Origin of the sequence: Kitasatospora albolonga, from assembly GCF_039535905.1 — a bacterium.
GTDB classification, from domain to species: domain Bacteria; phylum Actinomycetota; class Actinomycetes; order Streptomycetales; family Streptomycetaceae; genus Kitasatospora; species Kitasatospora albolonga.
The window spans coordinates 1-13,335 of sequence record NZ_BAAAYB010000033.1 but is presented as its reverse complement, the minus strand read 5'-3'; the positions used below and the strand labels follow the sequence as shown (position 1 = coordinate 13,335).

At 74.1% G+C, this 13,335-nt stretch carries 12 protein-coding genes and 4 pseudogenes; 12 read left to right on the top strand and 4 right to left on the bottom strand.

From position 1 onward, the window contains the following. Positions 1-166 precede the first annotated feature (166 nt). The gene (locus ABD946_RS08220; protein ID WP_345281518.1) at positions 167-736 is read left to right on the top strand and encodes an HAD family hydrolase; all 570 of its coding nucleotides are present in this window, start codon (positions 167-169) and stop codon (positions 734-736) included. A gap of 57 nt (positions 737-793) precedes the next feature. Here the strand turns inward: ABD946_RS08220 and ABD946_RS08215 are convergent. Continuing rightward, positions 794-1,466 (bottom strand): annotated as a pseudogene (locus tag ABD946_RS08215) (LURP-one-related/scramblase family protein); the annotation flags it as partial. Between the two features lie 697 nt (positions 1,467-2,163). Here ABD946_RS08215 and ABD946_RS08210 point away from each other — a divergent pair. The 5 genes and pseudogenes from ABD946_RS08210 (at position 2,164) to ABD946_RS08190 (ending at position 6,058) form a co-directional block, all read left to right on the top strand. Further along, positions 2,164-3,306, top strand: a complete 1,143-nt coding sequence (locus ABD946_RS08210) for an LLM class flavin-dependent oxidoreductase (protein ID WP_345281516.1) — start codon at positions 2,164-2,166, stop codon at positions 3,304-3,306. Then, a complete protein-coding gene (locus ABD946_RS08205) occupies positions 3,303-4,130 on the top strand; it encodes an ABC transporter permease (protein WP_345281514.1) in 828 nt (275 codons plus the stop codon). Before ABD946_RS08210 ends, ABD946_RS08205 begins: the two co-directional genes overlap by 4 nt. 207 nt (positions 4,131-4,337) lie before the next feature. After that, positions 4,338-4,808, top strand: a complete 471-nt coding sequence (locus tag ABD946_RS08200) for a type 2 periplasmic-binding domain-containing protein (protein WP_345281512.1) — start codon at positions 4,338-4,340, stop codon at positions 4,806-4,808. Then, a complete protein-coding gene (locus ABD946_RS08195; protein WP_345281510.1) occupies positions 4,772-5,221 on the top strand; it encodes a hypothetical protein in 450 nt (149 codons plus the stop codon). Before ABD946_RS08200 ends, ABD946_RS08195 begins: the two co-directional genes overlap by 37 nt. A 7-nt stretch (positions 5,222-5,228) precedes the next feature. Next, positions 5,229-6,058: pseudogene (locus tag ABD946_RS08190) on the top strand (ABC transporter ATP-binding protein). A gap of 92 nt (positions 6,059-6,150) precedes the next feature. Here ABD946_RS08190 and ABD946_RS08185 read toward each other — a convergent pair. Next, positions 6,151-7,744 (bottom strand): annotated as a pseudogene (locus ABD946_RS08185) (phytoene desaturase family protein). A 96-nt stretch (positions 7,745-7,840) separates the two neighbouring features. On the opposite strand from ABD946_RS08185, the gene ABD946_RS08180 reads away from it, so the two are divergent. Next, entirely contained in the window at positions 7,841-8,659 is an 819-nt protein-coding gene (locus tag ABD946_RS08180; RefSeq protein WP_345281508.1) for an alpha/beta fold hydrolase, read from the top strand. A 125-nt stretch (positions 8,660-8,784) separates the two neighbouring features. Here ABD946_RS08180 and ABD946_RS08175 read toward each other — a convergent pair whose 3' ends face one another. Both ABD946_RS08175 and ABD946_RS08170 read right to left on the bottom strand, forming a co-directional pair. Next, positions 8,785-9,318 (bottom strand): hypothetical protein, encoded by a 534-nt coding sequence (locus ABD946_RS08175; protein WP_345281506.1) that lies wholly within the window; start codon positions 9,316-9,318, stop codon positions 8,785-8,787. A gap of 134 nt (positions 9,319-9,452) precedes the next feature. Beyond that, complete coding sequence (locus ABD946_RS08170; RefSeq protein ID WP_345281504.1) at positions 9,453-9,932, bottom strand: hypothetical protein; 480 nt, start codon at positions 9,930-9,932, stop codon at positions 9,453-9,455. A gap of 11 nt (positions 9,933-9,943) precedes the next feature. Here ABD946_RS08170 and ABD946_RS08165 point away from each other — a divergent pair, with 11 nt between their 5' ends. From ABD946_RS08165 to ABD946_RS08145, 5 genes and pseudogenes are all read left to right on the top strand, one after another. After that, positions 9,944-10,126 carry a hypothetical protein gene (locus ABD946_RS08165; protein ID WP_345281502.1) on the top strand — a complete coding sequence of 61 codons (183 nt, stop codon included), beginning with the start codon at positions 9,944-9,946 and terminating at the stop codon, positions 10,124-10,126. Between the two features lie 97 nt (positions 10,127-10,223). Continuing rightward, the gene (locus ABD946_RS08160; protein WP_345281500.1) at positions 10,224-10,976 is read left to right on the top strand and encodes an SDR family NAD(P)-dependent oxidoreductase; all 753 of its coding nucleotides are present in this window, start codon (positions 10,224-10,226) and stop codon (positions 10,974-10,976) included. Continuing rightward, positions 10,973-12,220, top strand: a complete 1,248-nt coding sequence (locus ABD946_RS08155) for a sensor histidine kinase (protein WP_345281498.1) — start codon at positions 10,973-10,975, stop codon at positions 12,218-12,220. Before ABD946_RS08160 ends, ABD946_RS08155 begins: the two co-directional genes overlap by 4 nt. Then, positions 12,217-12,903 carry a response regulator gene (locus tag ABD946_RS08150; protein ID WP_345281496.1) on the top strand — a complete coding sequence of 229 codons (687 nt, stop codon included), beginning with the start codon at positions 12,217-12,219 and terminating at the stop codon, positions 12,901-12,903. The genes ABD946_RS08155 and ABD946_RS08150 overlap by 4 nt, the downstream gene beginning before the upstream one ends. A 125-nt stretch (positions 12,904-13,028) precedes the next feature. Beyond that, positions 13,029-13,335 (top strand): annotated as a pseudogene (locus ABD946_RS08145) (hypothetical protein); the annotation flags it as partial.

Sequence of the window (13,335 nt, the reverse complement as noted above, 5' to 3'; positions counted from 1 at the left end):
GGAGGTATTCGATCCCGGCCGAGGCGGGAACCGCCCCCGTCCCGTCGCCGGTGGCCGGCCGCCAGCGCCGCGCAGGCCTTGCCCGCCCCGCCCGGCAGGCCGCCGCACAGTTGATCACACCCCGGCAGTACAGTCGACGGACTTTCGGCCCGCCGACCCACGGATCATGGTGGCCTACTGGTTCGAGCGGGCCGCCCTTCGAGCCGACCCCGACGACGTCGAGCAGCGGATCGTGGCCGCCGTGTGCCGTGGGCTGGAGGGAGTGGCACCGAAAGCCGGTGCCGAAGACGCCGTCGCAGCGTGCGCGCGTGCATCGAGGGCCATGGCCGTCGTGTCGTCGTCGCCGGAGTCGGTGATCCGGGCCGCGCTCGCGAGCACCGGTCTCGACCGGTTCTTCGATGCCGTGTTCTCGGCCGAGGACGACGAACACGGCAAGCCGCACCCGGGCGCCTATCTCCGCGCAGCCGCCGCCCTCGGTGCGTCACCCGACGAATGCCTCGTGTTCGAGGATTCGCTCAACGGCGTCATCGCCGGGGTGTCGGCCCGGATGACGGTCGTCGCCGTCCCGGAGGCCGCTGATCGCCGCGATCCGCGCTTCGCGATCGCCACGCTGGTACTGGAGTCCCTCGAGGATTTCGAGACCTCTGCCTTCGGCGCGCACGGTCACCCCACGCCGATCGTGACACCGGACAGCCTGGACCGTCGACCCTACTCCGGGCAGTCGCAGGGCAGTTGAAGCCCAAGCGCCCCACCCCCGGTCGGGGGTGGGGCGGAGGATCTGCGGGGGCGGCGGTCAGCCGAGGCCGCGGGCGTCCTGCTTGAGGGCGGTGTCCCACCGTGAGAGCGGTCGCCACGACCAGGCTGATCAGCGGGTCGGGGAGCGGGCGGTGGACCTGGAGGACGTAGTTGTCGGCCGTGGTGAACATGGTCTTGGCCAGGCCCTCCCAGGTCTTGGTGATCCGGGCGATCTCGGTGTCGGTCTCGTCGACGATCGCGAAGTTCCAGGCGCGCCAGTTCTCGGCCTTGACGGCGCCGATCTTCCGGCCGCCGACCTCCAGCGCGAAGTTGATCTTCCCGATCGCGTTCTGCTGGACGATCTGGCCGATCTCGGTGCCGTCCGGACGCGCCACGATGACACGGGACTTGATGAACTTCGCCGGGCGGGTGAGCAGCAGCACGGGGGTGCCCTGCGCGTCCCGGATCTCCAGCTTGTGGGTCAGGTACTGGTCGATCGAGAAGAGCAGACGGATGACCTTCCGCAGACCGCTCTGGCCGACCTGGACCACCGAGCCGAGGGTGGCGCCCTGCTGGTCGAAGACCGAGTACTCGTTGGTCAGCTCGATGAGCTTGGCCTTCTGGTTCACCACCAGGACCGGCTCGGAGAAGAGGGTGCCGCCGCCCCCGCCGATCGGGCCGACGCCGGCCTGCTGCTGCACCTGGCGCTGGATCTTGGCGGAGTCACCGGCCGCCGCGGCCGGCTGCCCGGGGATGCCCGGGGTGTTCGTGTTCTGAGACATGGCGGGCAGGTTAGGGCCCCGCGCTTCGCGCACGCCAAGCCGTTTCGAACACCGCCGCCTGGTCCAGACCTCCGAGAACGGCCTCGACCTGCGCTTTCACTTGTCCCGCACGGCAGTTGAACAAGCCTCACACAGGGCCACTGTGGCGGAAGTCACAGCCCATCAGACGTTTTGCCGCAGGTCCGGCGCCCGCATCCGTGACCTCCGGCCCTGCGCGGAGTCCCGCCTGATCCCGCGTCACCCCTCGATCGGGCCGACCAGGGATCGGAACGTTCCGAACCAGTATGTGAGACGGTGTTGCCAGCGCCCGACCGGTCCGCCCAGGATCGCCGCATGGCCCCCTACCTCATCACCCGTCGCCACGTGGACCTCCTGCGTGTCACGACCATGATGTGTCGGGCCGTCAGCGTTCACCGCGCCTGCTGTTGACCCCTGCGCAGGCAGTGAACTGACCCACCGGAACCGCCGCACGGCCGTCGTGGCCCCGCCCGTTCCCGCGTCCCCCTCCGCACGCCCCCGCCGTCGCCCCCCGGCGCCGTCGTCCTGGTCACGCCCGTCCGAGCAACCGACCGCCCGTCCGCCGCCGCAAGCGGCACGGTCGGCGCATCCCGGTGCACTCCCGTACCTCTCCGCCCGAGGACCCGCCATGCCCGCGCACGCCCCAGCCACCCGCCCCGACCCCCTGCTGCACTGGTTCCTGCCCACCGGAGGCGACGGCCTCGACCCCGGCGGGGTCACCGCCGTCCAGGGCCGGACCGGAGCGGCCGTCAGCCGGGCCGCCGACATCGGCTACCTGGCCCAGGTGGCGAAGGCGGCCGAACAGGCCGGGTTCACCTCGCTGCTCGCGCCGGTCGGCCTGGGCTGCGTGGATCCCTGGATCCTCGGCGCCGCGCTGACCCAGCACACCAGCACGATCGGCTTCCTGATCGCCTTCCGGGCCGGTTTCACCAGCCCCACCCTGCTGGCCCAACAGGCCGACGCCTTCCGGAGGTTCGCCGGCGGCAGGCTCCGCCTGAACGTGGTCACCGGCGGCGACCCGGCCGAACAGCGAGCCTACGGCGACCAGTTGGCCCACGACGACCGCTACGCCCGCACCGACGAGGTGATGGCGGTGCTGCGCGACCTGCTCGACGGCCGGACGGTCGACCACGACGGGGCCCACCTCCGGCTGGAGAACGCCGCCCTCGTGGCGCCCTCCCTCGGCCACCCCGTCCCGCTGTACTTCGGCGGCGCCAGCCCGGCGGCCGAGCAGGTCGCCGCCCGCCGCGCGGACGTCCAACTCCTCTGGGGCGAACCACCGTCGGCGCTGCGCGAGCGGATCGAACGCCTGCGGCCGCTGGCCGCCGCACACAGCCGGCACCTGCGCTACGGCCTGCGACTGCACGTCATCGCCCGCGACACCGCGGCCGAGGCCTGGAGCGAGGCCGGACGGATCCTCTCGGGGCTCGACCCGGACGCCGTGGCGGCCAGTCAGCGCCGCTTCGCCGGCATGGACTCCACCGGCCAGGCCCGGATGACCGCCCTGCACGGCGGCCGGGCCGAGGGCGGGACAGCGGCTCTGGAAGTGTCGCCCAACCTCTGGGCCGGAATCGGCCTGGTCCGCGAGGGCGCCGGCACCGCCCTGGTCGGCTCCCACCGCGAGGTGGCCGAACGCCTCGCCGAGTACTGGGAGTTGGGCATCGACGAGTTCATCCTCTCCGGGTACCCGCACCTGGAGGAGGCCTACCGGGTCGGCGAACAGGTCGCGCCCCTCTTCCGCGACCTGGTCCGGCGGGCGGCCCGACCGTGACACCGAAGCCGGCACGAGGGCTCAAGCCCACGCCGAGGGCCACTGCGCTGCGCTGGCTCGCGCTCCGTGCGCTGGCCCTGGCCACCCTGCTCGCCACCTGGCAGGCAGTGGTCACGTTCGAGGTCTGGCCCCCGGTCCTGGTCCCCTCTCCCGGGGCGGTCTGGCACCAGTTCGTGGTCACCTCCACCGTGCACGACGGCGCCCGCGGCTACGGCGGCCACCTGCTGATCGAGCACTTGGCCGTGAGCCTGCGCCGGATCGGCCTGGGCACCGGCTACGCCGTGCTGTTCGGGATTCCGCTCGGCCTGGCCATCGGTCTGGTCCGCCCGCTCGCCGTGGTGCTCGAACCGGCGGTCACCTTCCTGCGCACCCTGCCACCGCTGGCCTACCTGAGCCTGCTGGTGATCTGGTTCGGCATCGACGAGCAGCCCAAGGTCTGGCTGCTGCTGATCGCCGCCCTCCCCCCGGTCGCGGCCGCCACCGCCGCCGCCGTCCGCGGCGTCCCGCGCGATCTGGTCGAGGCGGCACGGGCGTTGGGATCGGGGCGCGCCTCGCTGCTCAGCGGTGTGATGCTGCCGGCCGCGCTGCCGGAGATCCTCACCGGCGTGCGGATCGCGGTCGGCATCGCCTACACCTCGGTGGTCGCGGCCGAGACCATCAACGGCGTCCCGGGCATCGGCGGCATGATCCGCGACGCCCAGCGCTACAACGCCACCGCCGTCGTCATCGTCGGGATCATCACCATCGGCCTGTCCGGCCTGGCGCTGGACGGCCTGCTGAAGGCCGCCGAGCGCGCCCTGGTGCCATGGCGCGGCCGGGCCTGAGAACAGCCGACTCCGTTACCGACCTTCACCGTTCAAGGAGAACAACCATGCCCTCCCGCCGCCTCGTCCTGCTCGCCGCCACCACCGCCGTCACCCTGCTGGCCACCTCCGCCTGCGGGCTCGGCAGTGACGACTCCGGCAGCGGCGGCGGGAAGGGCAGAACGGTGGTCCGGATCGCCTACCAGGACATCCCCCAACGCCGACCTCGTGGTGAAGGACAGGCGCCTGCTGGAGCAGGCGCTGCCCGACGCCGAGGTCAAGTGGGTCAAGTTCAGCTCCGGCGGGGACGTCAACACGGCCGTCATCGCCGGCGCCGTCGACCTGGGCCTGGCCGGGTCCAGCCCGGTCACCAAGGGTCTGTCCGCGCCGCTGAACATCCCCTACAAGGTGCTCTGGATCCACGACCTGATCGGCGCCAACGAGGCCCTGGTCGCCCGTGGCGGGATCACCGAGGTCCGGCAGCTGGCCGGGAAGAAGGTGGCCACCCCGTTTCGGCTCCACCGCGCACTACTCCCTGCTGGCCGCGCTCAAGGCGGCGGGAGTGGACCCGGCCCAGGTGCAGACCGTCGACCTCCAGCCGCAGGACGTCCAGGCCCGCCTGGACCCGGGGCGACATCGACGCCGCGTACGTCTGGACCCCGGTGCTCACCGAGCTGGAGAAGACCGGCAAGGTCCTGATCACCAGTCAGCAGCTGGCCGAGCAGGGCAAGCCCACCGCCGACCTCGGGGTGGTGACCGACTCCTTCGCGGCCGCGCACCCCGAGGTGGTCACCGCCTGGGTCAAGGCGCAGGACCAGGCCGTGAAGCTGGCGAAGGGCGACCCGGCGGCCGCCGCCGAGTCGATCGGACGGCAGCTCGACATCCCCGCCGCGCAGGCCAAGGCCGAACTCGGGCAGCTGGTCCTGCTCACCGCCGCCGAGCAGGCCGGCCCGGAGTACCTCGGCAAGCCCGGCGCGCCGGGCAGGCTGGCGGCCAACCTGCGCGACGCCGCAGAGTTCCTGAAGACCCAGCAGAAGATCGACGCCGTCCCGGACGCCTCGGTCTTCGCCAAGGGCCTCGCAGTGGAGGAGCTGGCCCGTGCCAACGGCTGAACTCCCCCTGCCGCACGCCGCACCGGCCACGGACGTGCCCGCGATCGATCTGCACGCGGTCGGCGTCCGTTACGGGCCCGCACGCTCGCCGGTCACCGCCGTCCAGGACGTCTCGCTCACGGTGGCGGAGGGCGAGTTCGTGGTGCTGGTCGGCCCGTCCGGCTGCGGGAAGACCACCCTGCTGCGGGTGGTCGCCGGATTCGAACACGGGCGACCACCGGAACGGCCCTGGTCCGGGGCACGGACCCCGCACCCGGCCGGGGCACCGGGCTGGTCTTCCAGCAGCCGCGGCTCTTCCCCTGGCGCACCGTCGGCGGCAACCTCTCCTTCGCCCTGGCCCGCCACGGGCTGCCGCGGGGCCTGCGGGCTTCCCGTACCGAGGAGTTGCTCGATCTGGTCGGCCTGCCCGGGTTCGAGGGCCGCCGCACCTGGGAGCTCTCCGGCGGCCAGCAGCAGCGGGTGGCGATCGCCCGCGCGCTGGCCGGGGAGCCCCGGCTCCTGCTGCTGGACGAGCCGTTCGCCGCGCTGGACGCGATCACCAGGGAGCGGCTCCAGGAGGAGCTGCGCACCCTGGCCGACCGCACCGGCACCACCGTGCTCTTCGTGACCCACTCGGCGGAGGAGGCGGTGCTGCTCGGCTCCCGGGTCCTGGTGATGGCCGCCGACCCGGGCCGGGTGGCGGCCCAGGTGTCGATCTGCCTGGAACGCGGCGAGCACACGGACGTGGCGGCCCTGCGCGGCACCGCCGAGTTCGCCCGCCTGCGAGCCGAGCTCACCCGCGCCCTGCTCACCGCCTCCGGCGGGGGCGGCGGCTCCGAGGGGGAAGCGGTGTCCTGAGAGCGGCAGACCTCCGTCTGCCCGGTGCCGTCGTCAACGGCCCCGCTGCCCGGGCAGGCCCGCCGAACCGCCGGCCCGGAAGCCGTCCGTGCTCAGCCCGTCGACTCCTCCAGCACGGCCTTGGCCGCGTTGTGCCCGGGGATGCCGCTGACACCGCCGCCGCGGACCGCGCCCGCCCCGCAGAGCAGCACGTTGGCGTGCGCGGTCGCCACGCCCCAGCGGGCGGCGGCGCCACCGGAGTTCTCCTCCCCGTCGGCCGCGAAGGGGAAGGCGAGGTCGCGGTGGAAGATGTGGCCGCCCGGGAGGCCGATCTCTCGCTCCAGGTCGAGCGGGGTCTTCGCCTCCACGCACGGGCGCCCGTCCGCGTCCAGGGCCAGGCAGTCGGCGATCGGTTCGGCCAGCACCGCGTCGAGCTCCGCCAGGCCGGCCGCCAGGGCGCGCTCCTTCGCCGCCGGGTCGGTGAACAGCCGTGCGGGCATGTGGAGTCCGAACAGGGTGAGGGTCTGGAGGCCCTGCCCGAGCGCCTCGGGCCCGAGGATCGACGGGTCGGTGAGGGTGTGGCAGTAGATCTCGGAGGGCGGCGCGGAGGGGATCCGTCCCGCGGCCGCCTCGGTGTAGGCGGTGGCCAACTGCCGGTAGCCCTCGGCGATGTGGAAGGTGCCCGCGAAGGCGTCGCGCGGGTCGGCGGCGGCGTCGCGCAGTCGCGGCAGGCGGCGCAGCACCATGTTGACCTTGAGCTGGGCGCCCTCCGGCCCCCGGCCCGGGGCCCGGTTCCTGCCCGAGCAGGCGCTCCAGCACGGCGGGGGCAGCGTTCACCAGCACCCGCCGGCCCACCGCCAGCCCCTCGCCGTCCCGGTGACGGTACGTCACCTCGGCCTCGCCGACGCCGTCGGTGGCCACGGCGGTGACCTCGCAGCCGGTCCGGATCTCCGCTCCGGCCGCCAGCGCCGCCTCGGCCAGCGCGGAGGTCACCGCCCCCATGCCGCCGGCCGGGACGTCCCAGTCGCCGGTGCCGTTGCCGATCACGTGGTAGAGGAAGCAGGTGTTCTGCCGCAGGGAGGGGTCGTGGGCGTGGGTGAAGGTGCCGATCAGCGCGTCCGTGAGGACGACCCCGCGCACCGTGTCGTCGGCGAAGGTCCGCTCGACCACCTCGCCCAACGGGCGCTCGACGAACGCCTCCCAGGCGGCGTCGTCACCGACCAGCCCGCGCAGCGCCGCCTTCGACGGCAGCGGCTCGGTGAGCGTCGGGAACACCCGCTGCGCGAGGCGCGCCGTGGTGCCGTAGAACTCCTGCCAGGCCCGCCACTCCCGTTCGTCACCGGTCAGGGAACGGAACGACTCCCGGGTGCGCTCGGCGTCGGCGGCGTCCACCAGCAGCCCGGTCGGCTTGCCGTCCCGGACGACGGGCGTGTACGAGGAGATCCGGCGGCGGCGCAGGTCCAGCTTCAGCCCGAGCTCGCGCACCACGCGGTGCGGCAGCAGGCTCACCAGGTACGAGTACCGCGACAGCCGCGCGTCCACCCCTGCGAAGGCCCGGGCCGACACGGCGGCCCCGCCCACGTGCGGCAGGCGTTCCAGCACCAGCACCCGCTGCCCGGCCCGCGCCAGGTACGCCGCCGCGACCAACCCGTTGTGCCCGCCACCGACGATCACGACGTCGTGCCGGGAGGACGATTCCGTGTTCACGGGGCCACGCTACGCCGACGGGCCGCCCCGGGGAACCACGCGACACCCCGGACGGGTCGGTCGCCACGGCGGCCGCAGGGTGGCACCCTGGTTGCCATGCCCGGATACTTCGCCGACGTACCGATCCGCCAACTCCCCACCGAGGACGGTCACCTGAGCTACCGTGAGGCCGGTTCCGGCCCGCCGCTGGTCTTCCTGCACGGTGGGTTCCTCGACCACCGCCTGTGGGAGGAGCAGTTCCGGCACTTCGCGCCGACCCACCGGGTGATCGCCTTCGACGCCCGGGGACACGGCACCTCCTCCAACGCCACCCGCCCCTACCGCCCGGTGGACGACCTCGCCGCGCTGGTGAACGGACTGGACACCGGCCCCACCGTGCTGGTCGGGCTCTCGATGGGTGCGGCGACGGCGGTCGACTGCGCGCTGGAGTACCCGGAGCTGACCCGCGCGCTCGTGGTCAGCGGCGCGGGCACCAGCGAGCCGGAGTTCGAACACCCGTGGAACCTGGCCGTGTTCGCCGATCTGGCGGAGGCCATGGCGGCCGCCGACCCGGACGCCACCGCCGACGTGCTGCTGCGCTTCGCCGCCGGCCCGGAACGCGAGCCGTCCGAGGTCGACCCCACCGCCATGGCCCTGCTGCGGACCATGACCCTGGACACCATCGCCAAGCACACCCTCGACGAACCCGACCACCGCCTCCCCGTCACCGACACCTGGCAGCGCGCCACCGGCCTCGCCCTCCCCTCCCTGGCGATCAACGGCGCCGTCGACGGCCCGGACAACCTCGCCATGGCGGCCCGGCTGATGGCGGGCATCCCCGGCGGACGCACCGTCAGCATCCCGAACGCCGCCCACTACCCGAACCTGGAGCAGCCCGCCCGCTTCAACGCCGAACTGGCCGCCTTCCTGGGTTAGGGGTCTCCGACTCGACGGCGCTCGCCGGGACGGCCCGGGACGGACCTCGCCGGAGGGCCGTCCCCACCCGTCGGTTGGCATCCCCTTCTCCCGACCCGGCCTCGTCAGCCATCACCCACCAGCCGTCAGCCGTCTCCCGTCAGCCGGGTGAGACGGCCGGCCGCCTGGGAGGCCATGGTGCGGGCCAGTTCGAGCGCCTCGGCGGCCGAGAGCACGCCGGAGTCCGCGGCGAAGGAGGCGGCGTAGTGGTGGGTGACGGTCGCGACCGCCGCGCTGACCAGGTCACGGGCGGCGGCCAGGGCCTCGATGTCCGGGGCCCGTTCGTCCGGCCCGGCGGCCCGGCTGAGGTCGGCGACCAGCAACCCGAGCCGCAGCACCAGCAGCAGCCGCTCCGCGTCCGGCGCCTGCGGCAGCGCGTCGGCGACCACCTCGCCCCGGACCGGCCCGTACGCGCTGCGCAGCGCCGCCGTGTCGGCGCCCGAACGCCGCGCGTCCAGCTCGGCGCGGACCAGGTGCGCCTCCGCCGCGCCGAGCAGCGCGGTGGCGAGCATCACCGCCCGCGTCACCTCGTCGGTGACCCGGTCCGGCTGCCAGCCGACTCCCAGCACCGTGAGGGCCTCACTCAACTGCTCGGCGTGGTCCGCCTCGCGCTCTCCCACCCCTCACTCCCTTCCCTCGGCTCACCACCAGCCTGCCCCGTACGGTCGCCCGCATGCGGCCGGTTCACCTGACCGGGCCATTCGGCCTCGTGGGGCGGCCGTGCACTACGGTGTTGATCATCAAGCTGTGTGCGTCACACGACGATGGGGGCTCCTGTGAACATGTCTGACGATTCGTCATCCTCGGCGGTCCGTCCCGAGGACCTCGTGCGGCTGCTGGCCGCAGCGGCGGACCTGGCCCCGGCGGGCCTGGGGGACTTCACCGAGATGGCCGCCGCGTCGTCCGACGAGGACCCGCCGCCGATGACCGGCCCGACGCCGGAGCTCACGGCCGTGCTGAACCGGGCGTTCGGCGACAAGGCGGCACGGGAGGTCAGGACCTCGTTCGTCAACGCCGACGCGTCGGTCGTCGTGGACGTGGGCGTCTCGGAGCGGGTGGCGGGAGCCGCCGTCTCCTGGATGGCGGACATGCGGCGGGTGTACACCGAGTGCACCGGCTGGACGATGAGCTTCGGTGACCAGGAGTTCGCCGTGCGGCTGGTGGCCCCCGAGGCGGACCCCTGCGAGCCGCTCTCGGTGGAGCAGCGCTTCGGCGACGAGGCGCTGATGCGCACGATGCTCGCCGGTGACGCCCCCGCAGGCCCGGATCACCACCCTGCTGGTGCGCGACGGCGACCGGGCGCTGGAACTGACCTTCCGCAGCCTGGTGACGGAGACCGGGGACCCGACGGAGGCCCTGCTGGGCACGGCGGTGCAGCGGTTCCTCGCCCTGGCCCCGGCCAAGTTCCTCGGCTCGCCCACCAGCTGAGCCGCACGCGCGCCCGGTCCGCACGCCCGGCTCGCGGGGAGGCTTCCGGGCCGGGCTAGGCTTCGCCCCTGACTGACTGTTGATCAAGGGGGAGTGCATGTCGGACCGGCTTGCGGTGGTGTCGGGTGGCGGGACGGGGATCGGGAAGGCGATCGCCCGGGAGCTGGCGGAGGCCGGGCACCGGGTGGTGGTGATCGGCCGCCGGGCCGAGGTGCTGGCGGCGGCGGCCGAGGAGATCGGCGGCGACCGCGTCGTCCCGGTCGCCGCCGACCTGACCGACCCCGTCCAGGTGGGCCGGGCGGCCGAGCGGATCGCCGAACTCGGGCCCGTGGACGTGCTGGTGAACAACGCCGGCGCCATCATCACCCGCCCCGCGGACGACTCGCTCGCCGCGCTCGCCGCGTCCTGGCGGCACGATCTCGACACCAACCTGCTGACCACCGTGCTGCTCACCACCGCGCTGACGGCACAGTTCCGCCGTCCCGGGGCCCGCCTGGTGATGATCAGTTCGGCGGCCGCCCAGCGCGGCGGCGCCGGCCCGCACTCGGCGGGCTCCTACGCCGCCGCCAAGGCGGCCGTGCACGGCTGGGCGCTCGGCCTGGCCCGCCAACTCGGCCCCGAGGGCATCACGGTGAACGTCCTGGCGCCCGGCTACATCGCCGACACCGAGATCTTCGGCGAGCAGTGGAGCCCGGAGTTCCACGCCGCCAAGGTCGCCGACACCCTGGTCGGCCGGGCCGGTACCCCGGAGGACGTGGCGGCCGCCGTCGCCTACCTCGCCTCACCCGCCGCCGGCTACCTCACCGGCCAGATCATCGGCCTCAACGGTGGCGCGGTGCTGGGCCGTTGACCGGCCGTCACCCGGACCGCGACCGCAGCCCGTATCTCACGGACCTCGGGATCGCGCTGCTCGTCCAGGCCCTGGTCGCGATCCCGTTCCTGGCTCCGGGCACCGCGGACCTCAGCCTGCTCGGCTTCCTGCTCACCAGCGGCGCCGTCTGGGCCCTGGTGTGGCGGCGCCGCTGGCCGTTCGCGGTGCTGGTGTTCGTCGCCCTGGTCGGGACGGCGGCGGTGCTGTACAAGCGGCCGGGGCAGCCGTTCCCGTACGCGGCGTTCGTCGCGATGTACAGCGCCTTCGCGTACGGCTCGCGCCACCGCCGCCTGGCGCTCACCGGGATCGCGGTGGTGGCCGTGCCGGTGGTGCTCCTGGTGGAGGCCCTGAAGCACCATCAGGTCCAGGACGCCGCCTTCTACCTGATGTCCTTCGCCGCTGCCGCCGCCTCCGGCACCGCCGCCCGGGTCCGGCGGGACCACCTGCGCCGCGTCGAGGCCGAACGCGACCTGGAGGCGGCCCGCGCCGAGGCCGAGGCCCGGCGGGCGACCGCCGAGGCGCAGCGGGCGACGGCAGAGGCCCGGCGGGCGACCGCCGAGGCCGAGCGGGCAGCGGCGGAGGAGCGGGCCAGGATCGCCCGCGAGATGCACGACGTGCTGGCCCACGCCGTCGTCCTGATGACCGTTCAGGCGGAGGCGGGCCCGTTGATGGTCGAGCACGCCCCGCACCGGGCCCTCGCCGCCTTCGAGGCGATCGCCAACGCGGGCCGCGACGCCACCGTCCAGCTGCAGCGCATCCTCACCGCGCTCGGCACCGGGGAGGACGACCCCGCTCCGCGCGCCCCGCAGCCCACCCTCGCGGAGCTGCCCGCCCTGGTGGACGGCGTGCGCCGGACCGGCCTGGCCGTGTCCCACGAGGTGTCCGGTGAACCCCGGCGTCTGCCGCCCGACGTCCAGCTGGCGGTCTACCGCGCCGTCCAGGAAGGCCTGACCAATGCCGTCCGCCACGCCCGGGCCGCCTCCGTGGCCGTCCGACTCCACTGGCAGGAGGGCGAGTTGACCGTCACCGTGACCGACGACGGACCCGGCCCGGCCGCCACTCCCACCACCGCCCCGACCACCGGCGGCGGCCGGGGCCTGGCCGGGCTGCGCCGACGCGCCGCCGGCTGCGGCGGCACCGCCACGGCCGGGCCCCGCGCCGACGGGCTGCCCGGCTTCGAGCTCGTCCTCCGTCTCCCCCTGCCCACCGGAGGTCCGCGGTGACGATCCGGGTGGTGGTCGCGGACGACCAGGAGCTGGTGCGCAGCGGCTTCGTGATGATGCTCGACGTGCAGCCCGACATCGAGGTGGTGGGCGAGGCGGCCGACGGCGCCGAGGCGCTCGCGCTGGTGCGGTCGCTGCGGCCGGACGTGCTGGTGCTGGACATCCGCATGCCCGGAACGGACGGCATCGAGGTGGCGAGGGCGCTGGCCGCCGAGGGTTCTCCGTGCCGGGTGCTGGTGCTCACCACCTTCGACGCGGACGAGTACGTCTACGACGCGCTCTACGCCGGGGCCGGCGGCTTCCTGCTGAAGACGGTGCGGCGGGACGACTTCGTCCACGCCGTCCGGGTGGTCGCGGCGGGCGAGGCGCTGCTGTCGCCCTCGGTCACCCGCCGCCTGATCGCCGACTACACCCGCCGGGTCCCCCGCGCGCCCCTCCCCCGCACCGCCCCGTCCGACGGCGGCGCGCGGCTCGGCGCCCTCACCGCCCGCGAGCGCGAGACCCTGCGCTGCCTGGCGCAGGGCCTCTCCAACGCGGAGATCGCGGCGCTCCTGGTGGTCACCGAACACACCGTCAAGACGCACGTCAGCCGCATCCTGACCAAGCTCGGGCTGCGCGACCGCGCCCAGGCCGCGATCCTCGCCTACGAGTGCGGCCTGGTGGTCCCCGGGACGGACACCTGAGCCCTCGTCACTCGTGGGAGTGACACTGCGGACCACTCCGCAGCGCGATTCGCCCGGCCTCCTCCGCGAAGGACCATGGCGGAGCAGACGGCCGCTCCCGGCCGCCCGACCCGCTGGAGACCTCCGTGCGAACCGCCGTACTCACCACCGCAGTCGCCCTCGCCCTGGCCCTCACCCCGGCCCTCACCTCGACGGCCGTCGCCGCCGCCCCGCACGACACCCGGGGGAGCCTGGTCTCCGCCGAGGCGCTGACCTCCCTCTCCCGGGAGGCCACCGCCGACTACCTCGTCCGCCACGGCTACCCGTCCGCCGCTCCCACCACGGGCACCGACACCTACCGGCTCGTCTACCGCACCGTCACCCCGGACGGGCGGCCGACCACCGCTTCGGGTCTGCTCGCGCTCCCGCAGGACGGACGCCGCCGCCTGCAAC

Coding starts and splice junctions, on each gene's coding strand:
- ABD946_RS08180 (WP_345281508.1), top strand. CDS start 7,841: ATGCCCGGATACTTCGCCGACGTACCGATCCGCCAACTCCCCACCGAG.
- ABD946_RS08220 (WP_345281518.1), top strand. CDS start 167: ATGGTGGCCTACTGGTTCGAGCGGGCCGCCCTTCGAGCCGACCCCGAC.
- ABD946_RS08210 (WP_345281516.1), top strand. CDS start 2,164: ATGCCCGCGCACGCCCCAGCCACCCGCCCCGACCCCCTGCTGCACTGG.
- ABD946_RS08160 (WP_345281500.1), top strand. CDS start 10,224: ATGTCGGACCGGCTTGCGGTGGTGTCGGGTGGCGGGACGGGGATCGGG.